A 20,674-nucleotide genomic window follows, 5' to 3' on the forward strand; every position below is an offset into this window, starting at 1 on the left:
GCGCCGGGGATGGTGGGCATGCAGCGCAGGACGTCGTACATCCGGCGGTCGAGGTTGAAGCCCATCACGTACTCGATGTGCTGCCAGGCGCCGATCAGCGAACTGCGGTTGCCGACCTTGGCGTTGCCCGCGACCGCGCCCACCTTCGGGTCGGCGAAGGGCTGCACCAGCTCGCGGACGGTGGCCGGTTCGAAGACGGTGTCGCCGTCCATCATCACGATCAGGTCGTACCGGGCGTTGGCCACACCGCGGTTGAGGGCGGCCGGCTTGCCCGCGTTGAGCTGACGGATCACCCGCACGTTCGGCAGCCCCATGGCCTCCACGATCCGGGCGGTGCCGTCGGAGGAGCCGTCGTCGATGACGATCACCTCGATGGGGTGCTCGCTCGCCATCAGCGAACGGACCGTGTTCTCGATGCACTTGGCCTCGTTGTACGCCGGGACCAGCACCGACACCGGTTCGGTGACCGGGCTCGGCCCCCAGCGGAAGTCACGGCGGCGCACCTTGCGCGCATGCAGGGCCGACAGCAGCAGCATGAGCACGAACCGACTGATGACCAGGCCGCCGATCACCGCGAGGCCGACCACCAGCACGTCGGTGATCCCGTCGGAGGCCTGCACCAGGAAGGTCCAGGTCCTGCCCTTCCACAGGTCGAGGCCGGTGACGGGTGTGTGGGCGCTGGGCGCTCCGAGGGCGTCCGTGAGGTTCTCGAACTCGTACCCCTGGCTCTGGAGTTGCGGCAGGAACCGGTCGAGGGCCTGCACGGTCTGGTGACGGTCGCCGCCGGAGTCGTGCATCAGGACGATCGCGCCCTTGCCGCCCTTGGGTGTGGCGTTGCGGATGATGGTGTCGACGCCGGGCTTGCGCCAGTCCTCGCTGTCGGTGTCGTTGACGACGGTGAGGTAGCCGCGCGAGCCGATGTACTCGGTGACCGGCCAGGACTTGTCGTCCATGGCGTCGGCGAAGGACGAGTACGGCGGCCGGAACAGGGAGGTCCGGATGCCGGCCGCGCCCGCGAGCGCGAGCTGGTTCTGCGACAGCTCCCAGTCGATGCGGCTCTTGGACTGGTAGGAGAGGTCGGGGTGGTTGAAGGTGTGCAGGCCGACCTCGTGCCCCTCGTCGACCATGCGCTGGACCAGGTCCGGGTAGCGGGAGGCCATGGTGCCGGTGACGAAGAAGACGGCGTGCGCGTGGTGCTTCTTGAGCACGTCCAGGACCTTGGGGGTCCAGGTCGGGTCGGGGCCGTCGTCGAAGGTCAGGACCAGACGGTGGTCGGGCACGCGCAGACTCGTGATGCGGCCGCTGCGGGTGTCGATCACCGGCCCGCCGTCGAGGATCTTCTGGGGCACCTTGTCGGTGGACGCCTCGGGCCGGACCCGGAAGTCGGCCAGGATCTCGCTGTGCACATAGCCGCGCAGCATCAGCATCGCCATCATGGCGACCAGGACGAGCACGGGCAGCAGCAGGCGCATCGGCAGGCGGCGCCGGGAACCGGCGCGGGCCGCGGCCGCGACCCGGCCTCGGCGGTCAGGGGATGCCATCGGAAGTGGTGCTCCAGGGACAAAGGACGGACGGGGCACGCGAAGGTGTCAGGAGGCGGGCGTCGCCGGGTTCGGGCCGCCGGCGGGTGCGCCGAGTCCGAGGACGTCCACGGCGGTCGGTGACGGGTTGCTCCCACCGGTGCTCGACGCGCTCACGGTGGGTGAGGCGGCGGGGGGACGCGACGAGGCGGCCGGAGGCGTGGTCACCGCGGAGCCGGCGGTGCTGTGCGTCGCGCGCACGGACGGCTCGGGAAGCAAGGACGCCGTCGATTTGCTCGGGCCCGAGGTGGGGCCGGGCGTCACCACGGCGTCGCCCGTGGACGGCTGCGTGGCGGCGTCCTGCGCGGCGTCGGCGCTCGGCGTGGCGTCGGCCGGGTCCGAGGGCTGCGCGGACTGCGACGGCACCGACGAGGGCTCGACCTGGCTCGCGGGCACCCCGCCGTCCTGCGCGGGCACGGGCAGCCAGGGCGCGTTCGAGCTGCCGGATACCAGGGTGGCGACGATGACGACCGAGTAGACGGCACAGGCCACACCGATGGCCACGCCCAGCCTGCGCAGCCAACGGCTGCGCCGGCCCGACTCGTCGACGAAGACGGGGCTGCCGTCACGGTCGTCCAGGCGGCCGTTCAGGGTCGGGTTCTCGGCGGCCCGCCAGCCGACGGCGGCCATCTGCACGGTGAGTTCGTGCGGGTCGTGGAGCGGTTCGTCCGATTCCTCGACCGGGGCCTGGGCCTGGGCCGGAACCTGGGCCTGCGTCCGGGCCGGGGCCGGAGCGGGACCCGGATCCGCGAGCGGGAGGCGGTCCGCCCGGCTGTTCGGCGCGGCGACCGTCTCCGGAGCGGCGGACTGCCGGGACTTGTTCAGGTCCGCCAGGAGCGCCCGGCTTTGCGCCGTGTCGATCTGAGGCGCCCTGGTCTGCTCCGTGTCGATCCGGCCACCGACTCCGGTCCGGTCGCCCGGACCGGCTTCGGGCCCGGACGCGTCTGGCGCCTCTTCGGATACGGCGTCTTTCCGCCACATATTCACGTACCCCATCCCCCACGGAACTGTCGCGGATGTGCGGACAGTTCCAAGCGCATCTCGGCCGCACCAGGCCCCCGCCTGCCCCGAGCATCTCCGTCTACCTGACGCTGGACGCTAAACCTAGCTCACGCGTACGAAGCGTGCGGTTTATGTTCGAGAGGTGAACAGTAACGGATGTTCAAAGGTGTCTAAAAACTGACCTTGGCAGGGACTTGCTTCGCGGCGGACGGCGATGCGCCTTCCGAAACAGGCAGGAAACGGGACGGGACAGGACAGAGGGGGCCGTTCAGCCCTGCGGCCCCCGGTCTGCGCGGGCCGCCATCCAGTCCCGGTAGTGCGTGGGGGCGATACGGGAGCCCTCGGGCGCGACCAGGACGTCGCCCCTGGGGACGGCGAACATCCCGGCGGTGCCGTCGGTGACCACATGGCCCGCTCCGCCCTCGGCCGCGAGCGTGAGGCTCCCCAGCTCGTCGAGGGGGAAGACCTCGGGGCCCGCGACGTTCAGGGTGCCGTTGAGCGGCGCGCCCATGGCGACGTCGGCCACCGCGGCCGCGACGTCGTCGGCGGCGATGGGCTGGAGCGGGGTGCTGGGCAGCCGGACGGTGTCCCCGTCCGTGGTCCAGGACAGCACGGCGTCCATGAACTCCATGAACTGGGTGGCCCGCACAACGGAGTACGGCAGACCGCCGGCCTTGAGCAGATCCTCCTGAAGGACCTTCGCCTGGTAGTAGTCCAGCTCGGGCACCCCGTCCGCGCCCACGATGGACAGCACCACCACGTGTCCGACGCCCGCCGCACGGCTCGCCTCCAGCAGGTTGCCCATCGACGTACGGAAGAACTCGGGCGAGGCTTCGTCGAAGGTGGGCGAGTTCGTCAGGTTGACGACCACCTCGGCCTCCGCGAGCGCTGCGGCCAGTCCTTCGCCGGTGAGGACGTTCACGCCCGTGGACAGGGAGAGCGGCGTCGCCTCGTGGCCCTGCTCCTTCAGGCGGGCGACCACACGCGAGCCGATCAGACCCGTACCGCCGAGAACCGCGATCTTCATGTCCGTTCCTTTCGTCGTGGGTCACCGCCCGTCGCCGCCCGGCGTCACCGACGAGGCCTCCGGCGTGGACGGTCGGGGCGTGCCGCCCGGCGTGCCGCATAGCCGAGGGGCAGGTAGCGGACGCGCTCGGGCAGCAGCGGGAAGAGGGTGCGCAGCACCGCGCCGAACCCGCGCAGCAGGCGTTCGTCCCGGGGCGTCCAGGCCAGACCGAGACGGTCCCGGGCCACGGGCGGCAGCAGCCCCACGGTGACGAACACGCGCAGCCGGGTCAGCGGTGGATGCAGCACCGGCCACAGCAGTCGTACCGGGGCGGATGCGCCGGGGGGCGCCGGGACGGGGCGCCGCGGGTCGAGGAGTTCCCTCGCCACCGGCGTCATCTCCAGTTCGTCGCGGACCATCGCGTCGAAGTACGCCCAGTACGCCTCGGGGTTCTCCGGCATGTCGCGGTCGTTGATGCCGAGGATGCGTCCGAGCTGCCGGAGTTCGTCGTAGAGACGGAGGCTCTCGGCGGGCGTCAGGGGCCGTGCGAGGTACCGGGCGGCGCGCAGGAAGACGGCGTACGCGGTGGCGTGGACCCAGGCGTAGCAGGCGGGGGTGAGTGCGTGGTAGGGGCGGCCCCGGGTGTCGGTGCCGTTGATGGTGCGGTGCAGCCGGCGCAGCCGGCGGCCCTCCTCGGCGGCGCGCTCACCGCCGTAGATCCAGAGCTGGAGCGACTCCAGGGACCGGTCGAGGCGCCCCCAGGGGTCGGTGCGGAACACGGAGTACGCGTCGACGCCCGCGCCGACCGCCGGGTGCGCGACCTGGAGGACGAAGCCGGCGGGCAGCGAGAACAGCAGACGGCGGTCACCGGCGATGTCCCAGAGGATCGTCTGCGGGGTGAGCGGGTCCGGTTCCCCGCGGGCGGTCCTGGCTTCCGTGTCGGTCACGGTCCTCACCTCGGCAGAGCGGTCCTGACGCCTCCGCCTCTCCGTGGTGCCCGGAGCGGGACACCGGGAAACATTTACCACTTCTTTATATCGCAACCCACCACACACCACAGCCCCACCCGCCACACACCACCGCCCCGCCCCGCCCGGCCGGCGGGCGGGCGGGCGCCCGGCCGTGGAGGTCCGGTGCTGAAACGCCGCGAAAGGCCGGCCACGTGCGTGGTCGGCCTTTCGTCTCCCGGCGTGGTCGGGTCACCAGGAGGCGTAGGAGCCCTCGGGGCGGCTGTCGTCCGCGGCCGGGGCGGCGGAGTCCGGGTACTGCGGCTGCGGCGCTTCGTCCCCCTGCGACTGCGGCACCTCGTAGGGGTGCGGCTGCGGCACCTCGTAGCCCTGCGGCTGCGACGGCTGCCGCGGCTGCCACTGGGAGACCTCGAACGCCTGCGGCACCTCGTACGCGGGCGCCGACATGTAGACCGGCGGCTCCTCGGCGGCGGCCATCATGTCGGGGTCGAACATCACGATCACCGCCGCGACCAGCAGGACGATGAAGGGGCCGACCAGCATGAGCAGGAGGAAGCCGAGCAGGCTCGTGGACGACTGCGAGGACTCGATCACGCCGTCGACATGGACGGACACCGCGGACATGCCGGTGTAGTGCATACCGGTGACGGCGACTCCCATCACCAGACTCGCGGCCAGGGTGGACCAGAGTCCCTGGATGGAGACGGCCGCCCAGAGGGCCGCCGTCGCGGCGACGACGGCGATGACGACGGACAGCACGACGGTCATCGCGTCGTACTCGATGGAGCCGTGGGCGTCCATCGCCGCCATGCCGAGGTAGTGCATCACCGCGACGCCGACACCGGTGATGGTTCCCGCGATCGCGAGATTGGAGCGCGACGCGCCGCGATACCCGACGAGGAAGACACCCACGGCCACGACGGCGATCGCGACGGCGAGGCTGAAGAGGGTGAGTCCGGAGTCGTAGCTGACCAGCGCACCGCCGACGCTGAAACCGATCATGGCGATGAAGTGCATCGTCCAGATCCCGCAGCCGATCGCCACGGAACCCAGCAGCAGCCAGTTGGCCTTGCGGTCCGAGCGCCGCAGCGAACGTGTCGTACAGCGCAGTCCCAGCGCGGCCCCCAGACAGGCCATGACGTACGCCGCGATGGGTGTCACGGCGCCGTAGTAGAAGTTGGAGACGTCTGCGGTCATGAGGTGTTCCTTCAACTGCGTGGTGGCACAGGGCTGCGGTGAGCCGGACGGCGGGTGGGCCGGCACAGTGCCGTGCGACCGCTCCGCCCGGTGTCCCGGAGCCGCGACGGGCCCGGACCGCTGCCCGGTCACTGCGATCGGGAGGGCCGGGGCACCAGCACGCGCGGCGGCACCTGACCGGGTTCGGTCGGCGGTTGTCGCCGGCCGCGTCGTGGGTCGGTCAGGCCGGGTGTGCACTGCGTCGCGCGGGGGCCCTGACAAAGGGTCAGAGCACCGGCGCCGGACGACCTGTGCGCCCCACCTGCTCGATGTGTTTACAAGTTAAACACACGCCTCTCACCCGCCTCCCACTCCTCTCCCCCGGTTCGCCGAATCGACACGTGGCCCGGCGGAGGCGTTTGTCCTTGTCTGGCCGGATCGATCCCCGTGTCCGGAGCCCGCCGCGGGCCAACAGTGGGACACGATAAGGCGAATGCCCGTAGAGAACCGACTCGCACCGACTCATGAGTCATGACCGTTTACTCACCTTGACGGTGATTTCAGCGCGCCTCGACCCACTCGGTCTCTTGGTCCTGAACGACTCCGGGCGGCAGATCAGGCATGGGCGTACGGGACGTGCCGATGCTCTGGGTCAGCCCGTGTTCCGGGTGGTGCCCGGCGCCGCGAGCGCCGGGTCCAGGCCCGTTCTCAACAGGGTCAGGTAGCGGCTGAGATGGGTGGCCGCGTCGAGCATGGCAAGGCCGCGCTCCCGCAGCCGCCGGTGCCAGTCGTCCAGGGCGCTGGACAGGGCGTCGCCACCGTCGGCCGTGCGGATCTGCTCGACCACGGTGGATATGTGGTCCAGCGGGTACCCCCCGCGCCGCAGGAGATGGGCGAGTTCGGCGTCGCGGATGTCGCTCGGCCGGAAGACGCGGTATCCGGTGGCCGGGTCGCGTGCGGGGCTGAGTATGCCGACGTCCTCCCAGTTGCGCAGGGTGGCCGGGGTGACGCCGAGCCGGCGCGCGAGTGCGCCGATGGTCCGCGGGACGGGGGCCGTCGGGTGCCGCGGGCCGGCGTCGGACTCCGCCGTCAGGTGGTCCACCGCTCTCCTGACGGCGTCGAGGGTGTCGCGGTCGCGCAGCAGCTGGCCGTGGCCGCGGTCGATGATGGTCAGGGCGCCGTCGAGCTCGTCGTCGTGGAGCGCGTTCATGATCTGGCCGCCGGCCGAGTAGCCGTAGCCCGGGATGAGGGAGAGGTAGACGCGCAGTGCCGCCACGTGCAGCTCGGTGTAGATCCGGTACCCGCTCCGCGTGCGCTCGGCGGGCGGGATGAACCCCTCCCGCTCGTAGTTGCGGACCGCCTGGGCGGAGAGTCCGTGTTCACGGGCGAGATCGGATGGTCGCAAGATGATCACCGGTTTTGAGTCTTCCAACATGACCGCAGGGTCAAAGTTCTCAGAAGTCTCAACGGTTGTTCAACCGAACAGGGAAAGAACCCGATTCGGGACATGCGCGACTTCGGCACCGTGCCGCGGAGCGGACCGCCGCCGGACCCCGCGCCACGGAACCAGGTCTCAGGGCGCCTTGAACAGGGTCGGGAAACGGGGTGCCAGCCACGGCTTGCGGCCCCACACCAGGATGCGTCCCTGGGCGAGCGCGCCCCACTGCTCACGGCGGCCGAGGGCCATCAGCAGGAAGGTGACCGGCTCGATGTGGATGGTGCAGTCCGGGCGGGCCGGCAGCCCGGGCTCGACGGACACCTCGCCGTCGGACAGGGTCACTCCGAAGCGGCCGCCGCTCCACAGGCGGATCGCGTAGCGGGCCGTCAGCCCGGCCGTGCGGGCGGGGACGGTCACCCGCGGCATGGCCGTGATCAGGAACGGCAGGGTCAGCTCGGCCCGGGCACGGTCGATCATGTGCGGACGGCCCAGGGCGCGGGCGAGGTCGTAGCCGTGGCCGAGCATGTGGGTGAGCAGGTACGAGCCCAGCACCTGCGGGGTCATCGGGCCCAGCGGGCTGACGAGGGTCCCCTCGGCCGCGGTGCCCTCGTCCCACGCCTTGAGGTAGGCGTCGGCATGCTCCACGATCATCGCGGCCAGCGGCTCGGCCCGGCGCTCGTCGAAGGCGGCGAGCGCCTGCTCGTTGGCCGCGGCGAGGCTCTGCCGTGTGCCGTCCCCGTAGCCGCGCGGGCGTCCCGCGGCGATGTCGGCCATCAGTTCGTTGGCCTGCGCCAGATGTGCCGCCGCCTCCCCGACGTTCCACTGCGCCCCGGGTATGGGAAGCCCCATGTCGGCGTCCTCGCGCAGCAGGGCGGCGATCTCCTCGGCGGTGTCCCGTATGGCCGCGCCGAGCCCCTCGGGCAGCGTGTCTCGTACGTCCTGCCCAGCCACTGGTTCCACGCCGTTCCCGTCCTCGATCTCGTGCCGTGCGGTGCCGTGTGCGGGCGCGACCGGTGGGGCGCACGCATGACGGATCAACCGGGAGTAGACCAGGCGACGACGCCTGCGACAAGACTCGCGGGCAGCCGGTCGCGGACGGAGGGAAGGTCCGGCGGCGTCCGGCCCGCGGGCGATCGGACGCCGGTGCCCGCGTGACGTCTAGGGTGCGGGGATGAGTTCGAACCGCTATCTCTCCGATCTGTTCTCGCTGGACGGCCGGGTCGCCGTGGTGACGGGCGGCAGCTCCGGCATCGGCCGGGGCATCGCCGGGGCCCTGGCCCGGGCCGGCGCGCGTGTGGTGATCGTGGCCCGCAGGGAGTCCGAACTGGCCGCCACGGTCGACGAGTTGACTGCGGACGGCTGCCGGGCCGCCTGGGTGAGCGCGGACTTGGGCACCCGCGAGGGAGTGCGCGCGGCGGCGGAGCGGGCGGCCGCGGTCTTCGGTGAGCCGGACATCCTCGTCAACAGCGCCGGGATCAATCTGCGGCCGCCGATGGGCGAGCTGGGCGAGGAGGTGTGGGACGCGACGATGGCGGTGAACCTGGAGGCGCCCTTTCTGCTGGGCCAGCGGTTCGGGCCCGGCATGGCGGAGCGGGGTTTCGGGCGGATCATCCATGTCACCTCCCAGCAGGCGCACCGGGCGTTCGTGCAGAGCGGCGCCTACGGGGTCTCCAAGGGCGCGTTGGAGTCGCTGGCCCGCTCCCAGGCCGAGGCCTGGTCGCCCTACGGGGTCACCTGCAACACGCTGGTGCCCGGCTTCGTCATGACCCCGCTCAACGCACGGCTGTCGTCCGATCCGGAGCGGGTGGCGGAACTGGCCGCGCGCACGATGGTCGGACGCAACGGTCTGGCCGAGGACTTCGCCGGTGCCGCGGTGTTCCTCGCCGGCCCCGCGTCCGGCTATGTCACCGGGCAGGCGATCTTCGTCGACGGCGGCCTCTCCGTGCACTGAGAGCTCCGGACAGGAGTGGGGCCCGGCGGCCTCTGCACGCACCGAGAGCTCCGCAGGTTCGGCCGATCGGCGCAAGCCGCCCGGGGCCGGCGTGTGGTCCGGGCCCCGGCATGGTTCGGTTTCGGCAGGGTCCGGCCGGACGTCCGGGCGGACCCGGTCGTCGTGACGCCCCGGCGCAGGGCGCGGGAGGTCGCGGCCCTGATCGTCTCCGTGGCGTCGCGGCCCTGGCCGGCTCCGTGGCGGTGGCGCCGCCGCCCTCCCGAGGAGGAGTTCCCGATGGCCCCGGACCAGCAGCCCGTACCCCCGCGTCCCGTGGCACCGCCACCGCTGTCCGAGGCGGCCTTCCGTGACCTGTACCGCCGGTTGCGGGGGCAGGCCCAGGACGGTCCGGGGGGACGGCGCGGCACGCTGGACCTGCTGACCGCGGAGCGGGTCGTGGCGGCCGCCGCGGAGGTCCGGTGCGGCCGCACCGTGTCGCTGGCCGCCGCCGTCGAGACACACTGCGCCCCGGACTGCCCCGAGCCCGCGTCCCATCGGATGACGGCTCCCACGCACGACGAGGACGGCACGTCCGGGCTCGTGTTCGCCCGCGACCGGTTCGCCATGAACGTGCACAGCGACGTCGACAGCCACCTCGACGCGCTGTGCCACGTGATCTTCGACGGCGAGCTGTACGGCGGTGTCCCGGCGAGCACCGTGACACCGCAGGGAGCGGGCGCGCTCACCCTCGACCTGGTGCGTGACGGCATCGTCGGCCGGGGTGTCCTCCTGGACGTACCGCGGCTGCGCGGGGTGCCCTGGCTCGAACCCGGGGACCAGGTGACCGCCGAGGACCTCGTCGCGGCCGAGACCGCCCAGCACACCACGGTCGGGCCGGGCGACCTGCTGTTCGTGCGCCTGGGGCACCGGCTGCGGCGGCGCAGCCTCGGCCCCTGGGACGTGACCCGGGCCCGGGCGGGGCTGCATCCGACGGCGATGGACTTCCTGGCCGAGCGGGGTGTGTCCGTCCTGGGGTCGGACGGCAACAGCGACGCCGCGCCGAGCGCGGTGGCCGGGGTGGCGTTCCCCGTGCATGTGCTGGCCGTCAACGCCCTGGGACTGCATCTGCTGGACTGGCTCGACCTGGAGGAACTGGTGGAGGTGTGCGAGCAGCAGGAGCGCCGGCACTTCCTGTGCGTGGTCGCCCCGCTGCGGCTCCCGGCGGCCACCGGCTCCCCGGTGAACCCGATCGCCGTGCTGTGAACCCCGCGGGTGCGGGGGTGGCTCCGGGTGCCGCGCCCCCGTACTGCGCGTACGTTCGAAAGAGGGAGATCCGCACCGGCCGCGGACCGCGTCGACAAGGACGGTGGTTGCCATGGACGCCCTGCCCCTGTACGACGTGATCGTCATCGGCACCGGTGCCGGCGGCGGCACACTGGCCCATCGGCTGGCCCCCTCCGGCAGACGGATCCTCGTCCTCGAACGCGGCGGCTATCTGCCGCGCGAGCGCGACAACTGGGACTCCACGGCCGTGTTCGTGAAGGGCAAGTACCGGTCCCCGGAGTTCTGGCTGGACCGGCACGGCGACGAGTTCCCGCCGGAGGTGAACTACTACGTCGGCGGGAACACCAAGTTCTACGGCGCGGCGCTGTTCCGGCTGCGTCCCGAGGACTTCGGCGAACTCCGCCACCATGACGGCATCTCCCCCGCCTGGCCCATCGGTTACGACGACCTGGAGCCGTACTACACCCAGGCGGAGCACCTCTATCTGGTGCACGGCCGGCACGGCGAGGACCCCGGGGAGGGGCCGTACAGCGCTCAGTACGCCTTTCCGCCGGTCGAACACGAGCCGCGGATCGCGCAGTTGAGCAGGGATCTGGAGAAGCAGGGGCTGCACCCCTTCCATCTGCCGATCGGGGTCGACCTCACCCAGGACGAGAACGGCCGGGCCACCCACTCCAGCGTGTGCATCCGCTGCAACCGGGTGGACGGCTTCCCCTGTCTGGTCCGTGGCAAGTCGGACGCCCAGGTCATCTGTGTGGAACCGGCGCTGGCGCACCCGAACGTGGAACTGGTCACCGACGCGCGGGTGACCCGGCTGGAGACCGACCCCACCGGACGCAGCGTCACCGGCGTGGTCGCGGAGCTGCCGGGCGAGCGGGAGGCCCGGTTCTCGGCGGACATCGTGGTCGTGGCGTGCGGGGCCGTCAACTCGGCGGCGCTGCTGCTGGCTTCGGCGAACGACCGGCATCCGCGCGGGCTGGCGAACAGCTCCGACGTGGTCGGCCGGCACTACATGCGTCACAACAACCTCGCGCTGATGGCCGTTTCGAAGGAGCCCAACGACACCCAGTTCCAGAAGACCCTCGCCCTGCACGACTGGTATCTGGGCGCGGACGACTGGGAGTTCCCGCTCGGCGGGATCCAGATGCTCGGCAAGTCGGACGCCGAGCAGATCCACGGCGAGGCCCCGCGCTGGGCCGGAGCGGTCACTCCGGACCTGCCGTTCGAGGTCCTGGCCCATCACGCCGTCGACTTCTGGCTGTGCGGGGAGGACCTGCCGCGGCCGGACAACCGGGTGACCCTGGAGGAGGACGGCCGGATCCGGCTCACCCTCGACGAGGGCAACAACATCGCCGGACTGGAGCGGCTGCGGCACAAGTTGCAGCACATGCTCGGTCGGCTGGGCATGCACGAGCACCGGCTGCTGTCCCACAGCATCTATCTGCACAAGGGCATGCCCATCGGTGCCACCGCGCACCAGGCCGGCACGGTGCGGTTCGGCACCGATCCGGCGTCCTCGGCCCTCGACGTCAACTGCAAGGCCCACGACCTGGACAACCTCTACGTGGTCGACACCGGCTTCTTCCCGAGCATCGGCGCGGTGAATCCGTCGCTGACGGCCATGGCCAACGCCCTCCGGGTGGGCGACCACCTACTGGAGCGGCTGGGCTGAGACCGCACCGGCGCCGCTGAGGCCACACCGGCGCCCGTCCCACGGCACGGCCGGGCTCGGACGGCCGCGGCTCCCGCCCGCGGATCGGACGGCCGCGGCTCCCGCCCGCGGCTCCGGCGGCTGCGGCGCCCGGACGCCGACCGGGCGAAGATCCTCCGCCGGGCAGCGCAACGCGGGCCGCCCCGGCGTGCCCCCTTGCCTGCCCGGTGCTTGTCTGATGCCCGGATCTCCGGGCGACGGGCCCGGTGTACGCAGGCACGCAGTGAAGGGGCGAGGCATCGTGAGTTCCACCGAGGGGACACCCCGGGGCGTGCACCTCGCCCAGCTGCTGCACGGCCAGAAGGCGCTGGTGACCGGCGCGAACTCCGGTATCGGCCGGGCCACGGCGGTCGCTCTGGGCCGGGCGGGGGCCGATGTCGTGGTCAACTACGTGTCCGGTGGCGACGAGGCGGAGAAGGTGGTCGAGGAGATCACCGGCCTCGGGGTACGGGCCGCCGCCTACGAGGCGGACGTCTCCGACGAGCAGCAGGTCGTCGCCATGATGGACCGGATGGTCGAGGAGTTCGGCACGATCGACATCCTGGTCGCCAACGCGGGACTCCAACGGGACGCGCCCTTCACCGAGATGACCGTCGCCCAGTGGCAGAAGGTCCTGGACGTCAATCTCACCGGGCAGTTCCTGTGCGCCCGCGAGGCCACGAAGGAGTTCCTGCGCCGGGGCGTCGTGCCCGAGGTGTCGCGCGCGGCCGGAAAGATCATCTGCATGAGCTCGGTGCACCAGATCATCCCCTGGGCCGGGCACGTCAACTACGCCTCCTCCAAGGGCGGTGTGCAGATGATGATGGAGACCCTGGCCCAGGAGCTCGCCCCGAAGAAGATCCGCGTCAACGCGATCGCCCCCGGAGCCATCAGGACCCCCATCAACCGCAGCGCCTGGGAGACCCCCGAGGCCCGGCGGGATCTGCTGCGGCTCATCCCCTACGACCGGATCGGCGATCCCGAGGACATCGGCCACGCCGCCGTGGGTCTCGCCTCCGACCTCATGGACTACGTCGTGGGCACCACCTTGTACGTCGACGGCGGGATGACGCTCTTCCCGGGCTTCGCCACCGGCGGCTGACCGGCACCCCCACCCGCGTCGGCCCGGGAGAGACGACACATGCACACGATCCTGCTGCTGGCGGACGTACCGGCGCAGACGCTGCCGGCCAGGTCGATGATGGCCTTCACCCTCGCCTCCCACATCATCCTGGTGCCGCTGGGGGTGGCGCTGCCGCTGATCACGGTCATCATGCACGGCTACGGCCTGCGCCGCGGCGACGCCACCGCTCTGCTGCTGGCCCGGCGCTGGTCGGCCGTCATGGCGGTGCAGTTCGCGATCGGCGTGGTCACCGGCACGGTGCTGTCCTTCGAGTTCGGGCTGCTGTGGCCGGGGATGATGGGCCGGTGGGGTGATGTGTTCGGGATCGGCTTCGGCGTCGAGGCGTGGGCGTTCTTCCTGGAGGCCGTGCTCATCGCCGTCTACCTCTACGGCTGGCGCAGGCTGCCCTCCCGTACCCACTTCCTGCTCGCGCTGCCCCTGCCGCTGGTGGCGCTGCTCGGCGCCTTCGGCATCCTGGCCGCCAACTCCTGGATGAACACCCCTCGGGGCTTCACCCTCGACTCCGCGGGCAACCCGGTGGACGTGCGGATCTGGAAGGCGATCTTCACCCCCATGTTCGGCCCGGAGTACTGGCACTTCGTCTTCGCGATGTTCGTGACGGCGGGCTACGTCGTGGGCGGCGTCTACGCCGTCGGATGGCTGCGCGGCCGCCGGGACCGCTACCACCGGCTCGGCTTCGCGGTCCCCTTCACGCTCGCCGCGGTGTGCACCCCCGTGCAGTTCGTGCTCGGCGACTCCATCGCCCGGCAGGTGTTCCAGAAGCAGCCGGTGAAGTTCGCGGCCATGGAGATCGTCTGGAGGACCGACACCCATATGCCGGAGTACCTGTTCGGCCGGCTGCACCCGGACGGGACGATCTCCGGCGGCATCAGGATCCCGCAGCTCGACTCCATCCTGGCCGGCTTCCGCCCGGACACCCGGGTCACCGGACTGACGGCGGTGCCCGCGAGCGACCGGCCGACGCCCACTCAGGCCACCCTCATCCACTGGACCTTCGACACCATGGTCGGGATCGGCTCCCTGCTGCTCCTGCTCGCCCTGTGGTACGGCGTCCTGTGGCTCCGGCGCCGAAGGCTGCCCGCCTCCCCGTGGTTCTACCGGGGCGCGGCGTGCGCGGGCGTCGCCTCCGTCATCGCCGTCGAGTGCGGCTGGATCACCACCGAGGTGGGCCGCCAGCCCTGGATCGTCTACCAGAACATGCGGGTGGCCGAGGCGGTGACGGCCACCCGCGCGACCAGCCTGTGGATCATGTTCGGGCTGATCGTCGTCGTGTACGTCTTCGTGTTCGGCTCGTTCCTCGCGGTGCTGCTGAAGATGCGCTCACGCTGGCGGCTCGCCGACGAGCAGGGCGGGCCGCCGCAGGAGACCCCGCAGAGCGACCTGCCGGAGACGGACACGCCGTACGGGCCGCGCTCCGCCGGGAGCCGGCTGTGATCGCGGGGGTCATCGCCGCCGTCCTGCTGCTCGCGATCGCCGCCTACGCCTGCGGCGGGGGCACCGACTACGGCGCCGGCTTCTGGGACCTGACGGCGGGCGGCACGGAGCGCGGCAGGCGCCCGCGATGGCTGATCGACCACGCGATGGAGCCGGTCTGGGAGGTCAACAACGTCTGGCTGATCTTCGTGCTGGTGATCATGTGGACCGGTTTCCCCGTCTTCTTCCAGCAGGTCTTCACCACGATGTGGCTGCCCCTGGCACTGGCCGCGGTGGGCATCGTGCTGCGCGGCGCCGGCTTCGCCCTGCGCAAGCCCGCCCGGCGGCTGGCCGGCCGACGCCTGTACGGGGCGGTGTTCGCCGTCTCCTCGCTGCTGACGCCGTTCTTCCTCGGGGCCGCGGCCGGCGGAGTGGCCTCGGGCCGGGTGACCGCCACCACGACGGCGTCCACGGACGTCTGGGCCAACCCCACGTCCCTGCTGTTCGGTCTGCTGGCCATCGCGACCACGGCGACGCTCGGCGCCGTCTTCCTGGCCGCGGACGCCCGGCGCTTCGGCGCGCCGGACCTGGACCGCTACTTCCGCCGGCGTGCCCTGGGCGCCCTCGCCGCGGTCGCCGTGCTCGCCGTCGTCACCCTGTTCGTCACCCACGGGGACGCGCCCCATGTGTGGCACGGCCTCACCCACGGTGTGGGACTGGTCCTCGTCGTCGTGGCGGTGCTGGCCACGCTCGCCACCGCGGGGCTGCTGGTCCGTCCCTCCGGAGCGTGGTCCCGGGTCGCGGCGGTCGGCGTGGTCGCGTCGGCCGTCATCGCCTGGGGCATGGCGCAGCGCCCCTATCTGATCCCGACCTCGCTCACGGTCGCCGAGGGCGCGGGCGCCTCCGCCGCACTGCGCTGGCTGGGGCTGATCACCCTCGTCGCCGTCCTGCTGGTCTTCCCCGCGGTCGCCCTGCTGTACTGGCTGGACACCCACGGCGAGCTGGAGGGCCTCACCGACGCCGATCTGCGGCGCGACGGCGCCGGCGACGAGACGACCTGAACCGCCGCCGGACTACCTCTCGTCGAGAGCCGCGTCGAGCGTGAGGGCCGAGTCGATGAGGGCGAGATGCGTGAACGCCTGCGGGAAGTTTCCGAGCTGACGGCCCGTCGGGTCGATCTCCTCGGAGTACAGGCCCAGATGGTTGGCGTACCCCATCATCTTCTCGAAGGTCAGCCTCGCCCGGTTCGTGCGTCCCGCGCGGGCCAGGGCGTCGACGTACATGAACGTGCACAGCGAGAAGGTGCCCTCCGAGCCGCGCAGACCGTCCGGCGAGGCCTCCGGGTTGTACCGGTAGACCAGGCTGTCGCTGACCAGTTCCTGCTCCATGGCGTCCAGGGTCGCCGCCCACATCGGGTCGCTGGGGGCGACGAAGCCGACCGTCGCCATGCGCAGCAGCGAGGAGTCCAGGACCTCGCTGCCGTAGTGCTGGACGAAGGCCCGCCGGCCGTCGCTCCACCCCTTGGCCATGACCTGCTCGTAGGCGGCGTCCCGCTCGGTCTTCCAGCGGTCGGCCGCGGACGGCCGGCCGTTCGCCTCGGCGAGCCGCAGCGCGCGGTCGAACGCCACCCACGACATCACCCGGCCGTACGTGAAGTCCTGGCGGCCGCCGCGCGTCTCCCAGATGCCCTCCTCCGCCTGGTCCCAGTGGTCGGCCAGCCACTCCAGGTGGGTGCGCAGCGAGGTCCATCCCCCGTGCCCGAGCTCCAGGCCGTGCTGGTGCCCGAAGTAGATGCTGTCCAGCGCCTCGCCGTAGATGTCCAGTTGGAGCTGGGTGGCGGCGCCGTTGCCGATCCGTACCGGGGCGGAACGCCCGTAGCCCTCCCAGTGGTCGAGGATCTGCTCGTTCAGGTCGGAGGAGCCGTCGACCTTGTACATGATGTTGAGCGGGCCCGTGGTCCCGTCGCTGCCTGCGCGCTCCTTGACCCGGTCCCCCAGCCAGGCGATGAACGCCCTGGCCTCCTCCGTGAAGCCGAGCCCCAGCAGGGCGTACACGGAGAAGGAGGCGTCCCGGATCCAGGTGAAGCGGTAGTCCCAGTTGCGCTCGCCGCCCAGCTGCTCGGGAAGAGCCGCCGTCGGGGCGGCCACCAGACCGCCGCTGGGCGCGAAGGTCATCAGCTTCAGCGTGATCGCGGAGCGTTCCACCACCTCACGCCAGCGCCCGGTGTAGCGGGACTGGGCCAGCCAGGAGCGCCAGAACCCGGCCGTCTCCTCGAAGAGCCGTTCGTGTTCCGCGCGCCGGATCTCCCTCGGCGGTCCCTCGGCACCCGTCTCCAGGATCAGCCCGCGCTGCTGTCCGGCCGTCAGGGTCAGCGAGACCTGGAGGTCGGCCTCCCGGTGCGTCAGCACGTCCGAGAGCCGCTCGTCGTCCGGCTCCCGGATGGGGTGCACGGTGAGTTCCGTCCCGTCCTCCGCGACGAAGACCGCGCCGTGCTGGGTGACGTGCACCTCGTGCTTGCTGCGCCCGTAGTCGAACCGTGGGGCGATCTCCACGTCGAACGTCATGGTGCCGCGCACGCACCGGACCAGGCGGACCAGCCGGTGATGGCGCGTGGCCGTCGTACCGGTCACGGGCATGAAGTCGATCACCTCGCCGGCGCCGGCCTCGGTCATGAACCGGGTCACCAGGATCGCGGTGTCGGGCAGGTACAACTGCTTGGTCGAATGGGTCGGGTGCGCCGGCCGGACCGTGCAGTGCCCGCCGTTCCCCTTGTCCAGAAGCGCGCCGAACACGCTCGGCGAGTCGAACCGCGGGGAACAGAACCAGTCGATGGCCCCCTCCGTGGTCACCAGCGCCGCGGTCTGCAGGTCACCGATGAGCCCGTGATTCTCGATCAGCGGATAGTCGTCCATCGGGGCGCCCCTTTCCGTGATCCACCCGGCCGCGCCCCCTCGACCAGCGTAGGCCGCGGGCCCTGCTCCGGCTCGTCGGGCCCGGGGTGCGGGACGGACGCCGGTCACGGACACTGTGCGGCGGACGGGCGTACGCCCCGGGCTCGGAGCTCCTCGGGCGCCGAGGGGTCGTCGAGGCATCGGCGTTCGGGCCGGGTGCCGCCGGTCCGCGGGCGGCGCGGTTTCGCACTCGCGCGCCGGTGTCGGCAGGATGGGGCCATGAGCGAGATCCGCACCCCCCGTCTTGTCCTGCGCCGATGGCTGGACGACGACCTTGTCCCCCTCTCCGAGATCCAGGCCGACCCGGCGGTGATGCGCTGGATCGGCGACGGCGTGCCGCGTTCGCTGGACCGGACCGCCCAGGACATCGAGGACTGGGAGGAGGAGTGGGACGAGGAAGGCTTCGGGATCTTCGCGGTCGAACTCCTCGGATCCGGGGAACTGGCCGGCGCGGTCGGTCTGCATGTACCGGACGCACCGGCCGAGATCGCCGGCCAGGTGGCGATCTCCTGGCGGCTCGGGCGGGTGTTCTGGGGGCAGGGGTACGCCTCCGAAGCCGCCCACGCGGCACTGGAGTTCGCGCTCCAGGACCGGGGCCTCGACCGGGTCGTCGCCGCCTGCCGGACCGGTGACACCGCCTCCGCCAACGTGCTCGACAAGCTCGGTATGCAGCCGGAGGGCGTCACCGAGGACCCCGAGCACGGATACGACCTGAGGCTGTACGGCATCGACCTCACCGAGTACCAGGACTGACGCCACGCTCGCCGCCGCACGGGTCGGCCGCACGGGTCGGCCGCGGGGGACGGCCGGGCGGCCCGGCGGGCGGGGACGGGGGGACGGGCACGGTCAGTGCGCCGCGAACTGGACCCGGGTCGCCTCCGCGCGGGGGCTCACCAGCTCCCAGGTGATCGGGATCCGTCCGGCCGAGAGATCGGCGAGCCTGGCGAACGCCTGTGTGCTGAGGTCGAGTTGACCGGGCGCACAGGACAGCGGGCACTCGTCGACGATCCGGACCGTGACGGACGTCCCTCAGGGGCCGAGGGCAGTGCAAAGGTTGCCGCCGGGTCCGCCGGGCGGGTCAGCTGCCGTCCATGCCGAACGCGTCGTGCACCGGTCGCACCTCGACCGCCACGACATGGAAGTCGAGGACACGACCGGCGATCTCGCGGGCCCGCTCCGGGCTCGCGCAGTCGATCACGTAATAGGCCGTCAGCTGTTCGGCCTCCGCGCCGAACGGCCCGTCCGTGACGGTGGACGCCTCGCCCCGCCACCGCATCGTCGTCGTGTCCCTGGGATAGGCGAGACCGGCTCCGTTGAGCAGCTCCCCCGAATCCGCGAGGTCCTGGTGGAGCGCTTCGTGTCTGCGGAACACATCGGCCCGCTCCGCCGCGGTCATCGCCTCGGTGGCGACGGGATCGGCGTACATCAGCACCATGTACTTCATGCCACGATCCTGGCAGCGCGGCCCGGCGGACACAGCCGAACGGCACATCGTCACCCCGGACCGGCCTGCCCGCCCTGCCCGCACTTCCCCGACCGACGGCGGTGACGGCGGTGACGGCGGCGGCGGTGACGGCGGCGGCGGCGGCGGTGACGATGGTGACGCGAAAACGGGCCTCAAAAGCCCGTCCCGACCCCCTCCGGTCGCGGTCGGCCCCGGTGTGAGGTCCCCCACCTGCCCTTGCCCAATACGCGAAGGTCTACCTAAGTTCGGCGGCATGTCCCCGCATGTTCCTCACATCCCCGACGATCCGGACAGCCCCGTCGAGCCGCGCGGGCCCGAGGCGAGCCCGCCAGGCAGCGCCGCCCTGGCCGACTTCTCCGTGGACCTGACCTCGCACGAGATGCTGCGCCGCGCCCATGTGCTGGACGCCCTCGGCTCCGACTGGGACCCCGTGGCGGCACTGGAGGGCGAGGAGGCGGCGTACGCGCTGCTGTACTCCGGGCTCGACGCTGAGCAGCAGCGCGTGTACGACGAGCTGGTCGCGGCCGGTGTCCTCCCCCGCAGAGGAGACGGCCGTGCTGCCCCTTGATCCGCAGGCGGACCGCGGCCGCCGGGCCTGGGTGCCCTGCCCGAGCTGCGCCGACCACCGTGCGTGCGACACCTGCGCGGACGGGCGCACCTGCTCGGTGCACTGGCGCTACCTCCTCGCCCACACCGGCAGCGTGCTGCACCTACAGTGCCCGTCGTGCACCCATGTGTGGGAGCACGAGACCGGCTTCGGAGCCACCCGTTCCGTGTCCGAGCGGACCATCGGCGGCCTTCGGCACGAGTGACCGGCAGAAACCGGCGGTCAGTGGGGAAGGAGCTGCTGGCCGCCGTCGATGTCGTACGTCGCCCCGGTGAGCGCCTCGTTGACCATGAGGTGCACGGCCAGGGCCGCGACGTCCTGCGGTCCGACGACCCGCCGGATGGGCAGTGTGGTGCGCAGCTCCTCGCGCCGGGACTCCAGCTGATCGCCCAGAAGCGAGGCCGACAGCGGCGTGTCGACGAATCCGGCGGCGATCAGGTTGACCCGCACCGGCGCGATCTCCAGGGCGAGGTTCGCGACCAGGGCGGGCAGTGCGGCGGTCATGGCGGACACCACGCTCATGCCGACGGCCGGACGCCGGCCCCCGGTGCCGCCGATGAACAGCAGCGTGCCTCCGGCCCGGACCCTGTCACGGCTGTGGCGGGCGACGCCGAGGGGCATCACGAGGCGATCGGCGATGTCCCGGCGGACGGCGTCGAGGTCCATGTCCGCCAGGGGCGAGTAGGCGGGTGCGCCCGCGGTGACCATGACATGGTCGACCGGCCCGGACAGGCCTACGAAGAACTGCCCGAGGCGGACGTCGTCGGTGGCGTCGAACGCCGCCGTGACCTGCGGTTCGAGTTCGAGTTCCGCCTGCCGCAGCCGCTCGGGGTTGCGGCCGACCAGAACCAGCCGTCCGCCCTCGGCACGCACCCTGCGGGCGGTCTCCAGGCCGATTCCCGAGCTGCCTCCGATCACCACGACGGTCTGGCCTTCGAGGCCGGCCGGACGGTACGTGCTGCTCTCTCGGTCCGTCTCGCGGTCCGTCATCCCTGCCTCCGTCCGGGGTTCGGCCTGGGT

Annotated in this window: 19 protein-coding genes and 1 pseudogene; 9 read left to right on the top strand and 11 right to left on the bottom strand. The window is 71.8% G+C overall.

What is annotated here, in order from left to right; genetic code table 11:
• The 7 genes from ABT085_RS16010 to ABT085_RS16040 all read right to left on the bottom strand — a co-directional run.
• Window positions 1–1,541 (bottom strand): polysaccharide deacetylase family protein (locus ABT085_RS16010; RefSeq protein ID WP_351607148.1); only part of this gene is annotated, 1,541 nt, incomplete at its 3' end.
• A gap of 48 nt (window positions 1,542–1,589) precedes the next feature.
• Entirely contained in the window at window positions 1,590–2,576 is a 987-nt protein-coding gene (locus ABT085_RS16015) for a hypothetical protein (RefSeq protein WP_351607150.1), read from the bottom strand.
• Between the two features lie 274 nt (window positions 2,577–2,850).
• Window positions 2,851–3,609, bottom strand: a complete 759-nt coding sequence (locus ABT085_RS16020; protein ID WP_351607152.1) for an SDR family oxidoreductase — start codon at window positions 3,607–3,609, stop codon at window positions 2,851–2,853.
• Between the two features lie 44 nt (window positions 3,610–3,653).
• Window positions 3,654–4,535 carry an oxygenase MpaB family protein gene (locus tag ABT085_RS16025; protein WP_351607155.1) on the bottom strand — a complete coding sequence of 294 codons (882 nt, stop codon included), beginning with the start codon at window positions 4,533–4,535 and terminating at the stop codon, window positions 3,654–3,656.
• Window positions 4,536–4,787: 252 nt separating this feature from the next.
• Entirely contained in the window at window positions 4,788–5,753 is a 966-nt protein-coding gene (locus tag ABT085_RS16030) for an MHYT domain-containing protein (protein WP_351607158.1), read from the bottom strand.
• A gap of 631 nt (window positions 5,754–6,384) precedes the next feature.
• Entirely contained in the window at window positions 6,385–7,167 is a 783-nt protein-coding gene (locus ABT085_RS16035; protein WP_351607160.1) for a MerR family transcriptional regulator, read from the bottom strand.
• Window positions 7,168–7,305: 138 nt separating this feature from the next.
• A complete protein-coding gene (locus ABT085_RS16040) occupies window positions 7,306–8,130 on the bottom strand; it encodes a maleylpyruvate isomerase family mycothiol-dependent enzyme (protein WP_351607162.1) in 825 nt (274 codons plus the stop codon).
• Between the two features lie 211 nt (window positions 8,131–8,341).
• On the opposite strand from ABT085_RS16040, the gene ABT085_RS16045 reads away from it, so the two are divergent.
• The 6 genes from ABT085_RS16045 to ABT085_RS16070 all read left to right on the top strand — a co-directional run bounded on the left by ABT085_RS16045 (window position 8,342) and on the right by ABT085_RS16070 (window position 15,692).
• Entirely contained in the window at window positions 8,342–9,121 is a 780-nt protein-coding gene (locus ABT085_RS16045; protein ID WP_351607165.1) for an SDR family NAD(P)-dependent oxidoreductase, read from the top strand.
• Window positions 9,122–9,397: 276 nt separating this feature from the next.
• A complete protein-coding gene (locus tag ABT085_RS16050) occupies window positions 9,398–10,363 on the top strand; it encodes a cyclase family protein (RefSeq protein ID WP_351607167.1) in 966 nt (321 codons plus the stop codon).
• 112 nt (window positions 10,364–10,475) lie between these two features.
• Window positions 10,476–12,056 (top strand): GMC oxidoreductase, encoded by a 1,581-nt coding sequence (locus tag ABT085_RS16055; protein WP_351607170.1) that lies wholly within the window; start codon window positions 10,476–10,478, stop codon window positions 12,054–12,056.
• 280 nt (window positions 12,057–12,336) lie between these two features.
• Window positions 12,337–13,176, top strand: a complete 840-nt coding sequence (locus ABT085_RS16060) for an SDR family oxidoreductase (RefSeq protein WP_351607173.1) — start codon at window positions 12,337–12,339, stop codon at window positions 13,174–13,176.
• Window positions 13,177–13,215: 39 nt separating this feature from the next.
• Window positions 13,216–14,652, top strand: coding sequence for a cytochrome ubiquinol oxidase subunit I (locus tag ABT085_RS16065; RefSeq protein WP_351607176.1), 1,437 nt, complete (start codon window positions 13,216–13,218; stop codon window positions 14,650–14,652).
• Entirely contained in the window at window positions 14,649–15,692 is a 1,044-nt protein-coding gene (locus ABT085_RS16070; RefSeq protein ID WP_351607178.1) for a cytochrome d ubiquinol oxidase subunit II, read from the top strand. The genes ABT085_RS16065 and ABT085_RS16070 overlap by 4 nt, the downstream gene beginning before the upstream one ends.
• A gap of 12 nt (window positions 15,693–15,704) precedes the next feature.
• Here the strand turns inward: ABT085_RS16070 and ABT085_RS16075 are convergent, their stop codons facing one another.
• On the bottom strand, window positions 15,705–17,543 hold the full coding sequence (locus ABT085_RS16075) for a glycoside hydrolase family 15 protein (protein ID WP_351607181.1): 1,839 nt from the start codon (window positions 17,541–17,543) through the stop codon (window positions 15,705–15,707).
• A 258-nt stretch (window positions 17,544–17,801) separates the two neighbouring features.
• On the opposite strand from ABT085_RS16075, the gene ABT085_RS16080 reads away from it, so the two are divergent.
• Window positions 17,802–18,335, top strand: a complete 534-nt coding sequence (locus tag ABT085_RS16080) for a GNAT family N-acetyltransferase (RefSeq protein ID WP_351607183.1) — start codon at window positions 17,802–17,804, stop codon at window positions 18,333–18,335.
• A gap of 117 nt (window positions 18,336–18,452) precedes the next feature.
• Here ABT085_RS16080 and ABT085_RS16085 read toward each other — a convergent pair.
• A pseudogene (locus ABT085_RS16085) lies at window positions 18,453–18,611 on the bottom strand (RlpA-like double-psi beta-barrel domain-containing protein); the annotation flags it as partial.
• Between the two features lie 49 nt (window positions 18,612–18,660).
• Window positions 18,661–19,026: a YciI family protein gene (locus ABT085_RS16090; protein WP_351607186.1), complete on the bottom strand. Its 366-nt coding sequence runs from the start codon at window positions 19,024–19,026 to the stop codon at window positions 18,661–18,663.
• A gap of 274 nt (window positions 19,027–19,300) precedes the next feature.
• Here ABT085_RS16090 and ABT085_RS16095 point away from each other — a divergent pair, with 274 nt between their 5' ends.
• Window positions 19,301–19,615, top strand: coding sequence for a DUF6400 family protein (locus tag ABT085_RS16095; RefSeq protein WP_351607188.1), 315 nt, complete (start codon window positions 19,301–19,303; stop codon window positions 19,613–19,615).
• Window positions 19,602–19,859 (top strand): hypothetical protein, encoded by a 258-nt coding sequence (locus ABT085_RS16100; RefSeq protein WP_351607192.1) that lies wholly within the window; start codon window positions 19,602–19,604, stop codon window positions 19,857–19,859. Before ABT085_RS16095 ends, ABT085_RS16100 begins: the two co-directional genes overlap by 14 nt.
• A gap of 17 nt (window positions 19,860–19,876) precedes the next feature.
• Here the strand turns inward: ABT085_RS16100 and ABT085_RS16105 are convergent, their stop codons facing one another.
• A complete protein-coding gene (locus ABT085_RS16105) occupies window positions 19,877–20,644 on the bottom strand; it encodes an SDR family oxidoreductase (RefSeq protein ID WP_351607195.1) in 768 nt (255 codons plus the stop codon).
• Between the last annotated feature and the right edge of the window lie 30 nt (window positions 20,645–20,674).

Source organism: Streptomyces sp. NPDC002265 (assembly GCF_040296125.1).
In the GTDB taxonomy this organism is placed as follows: Bacteria; Actinomycetota; Actinomycetes; order Streptomycetales; family Streptomycetaceae; genus Streptomyces.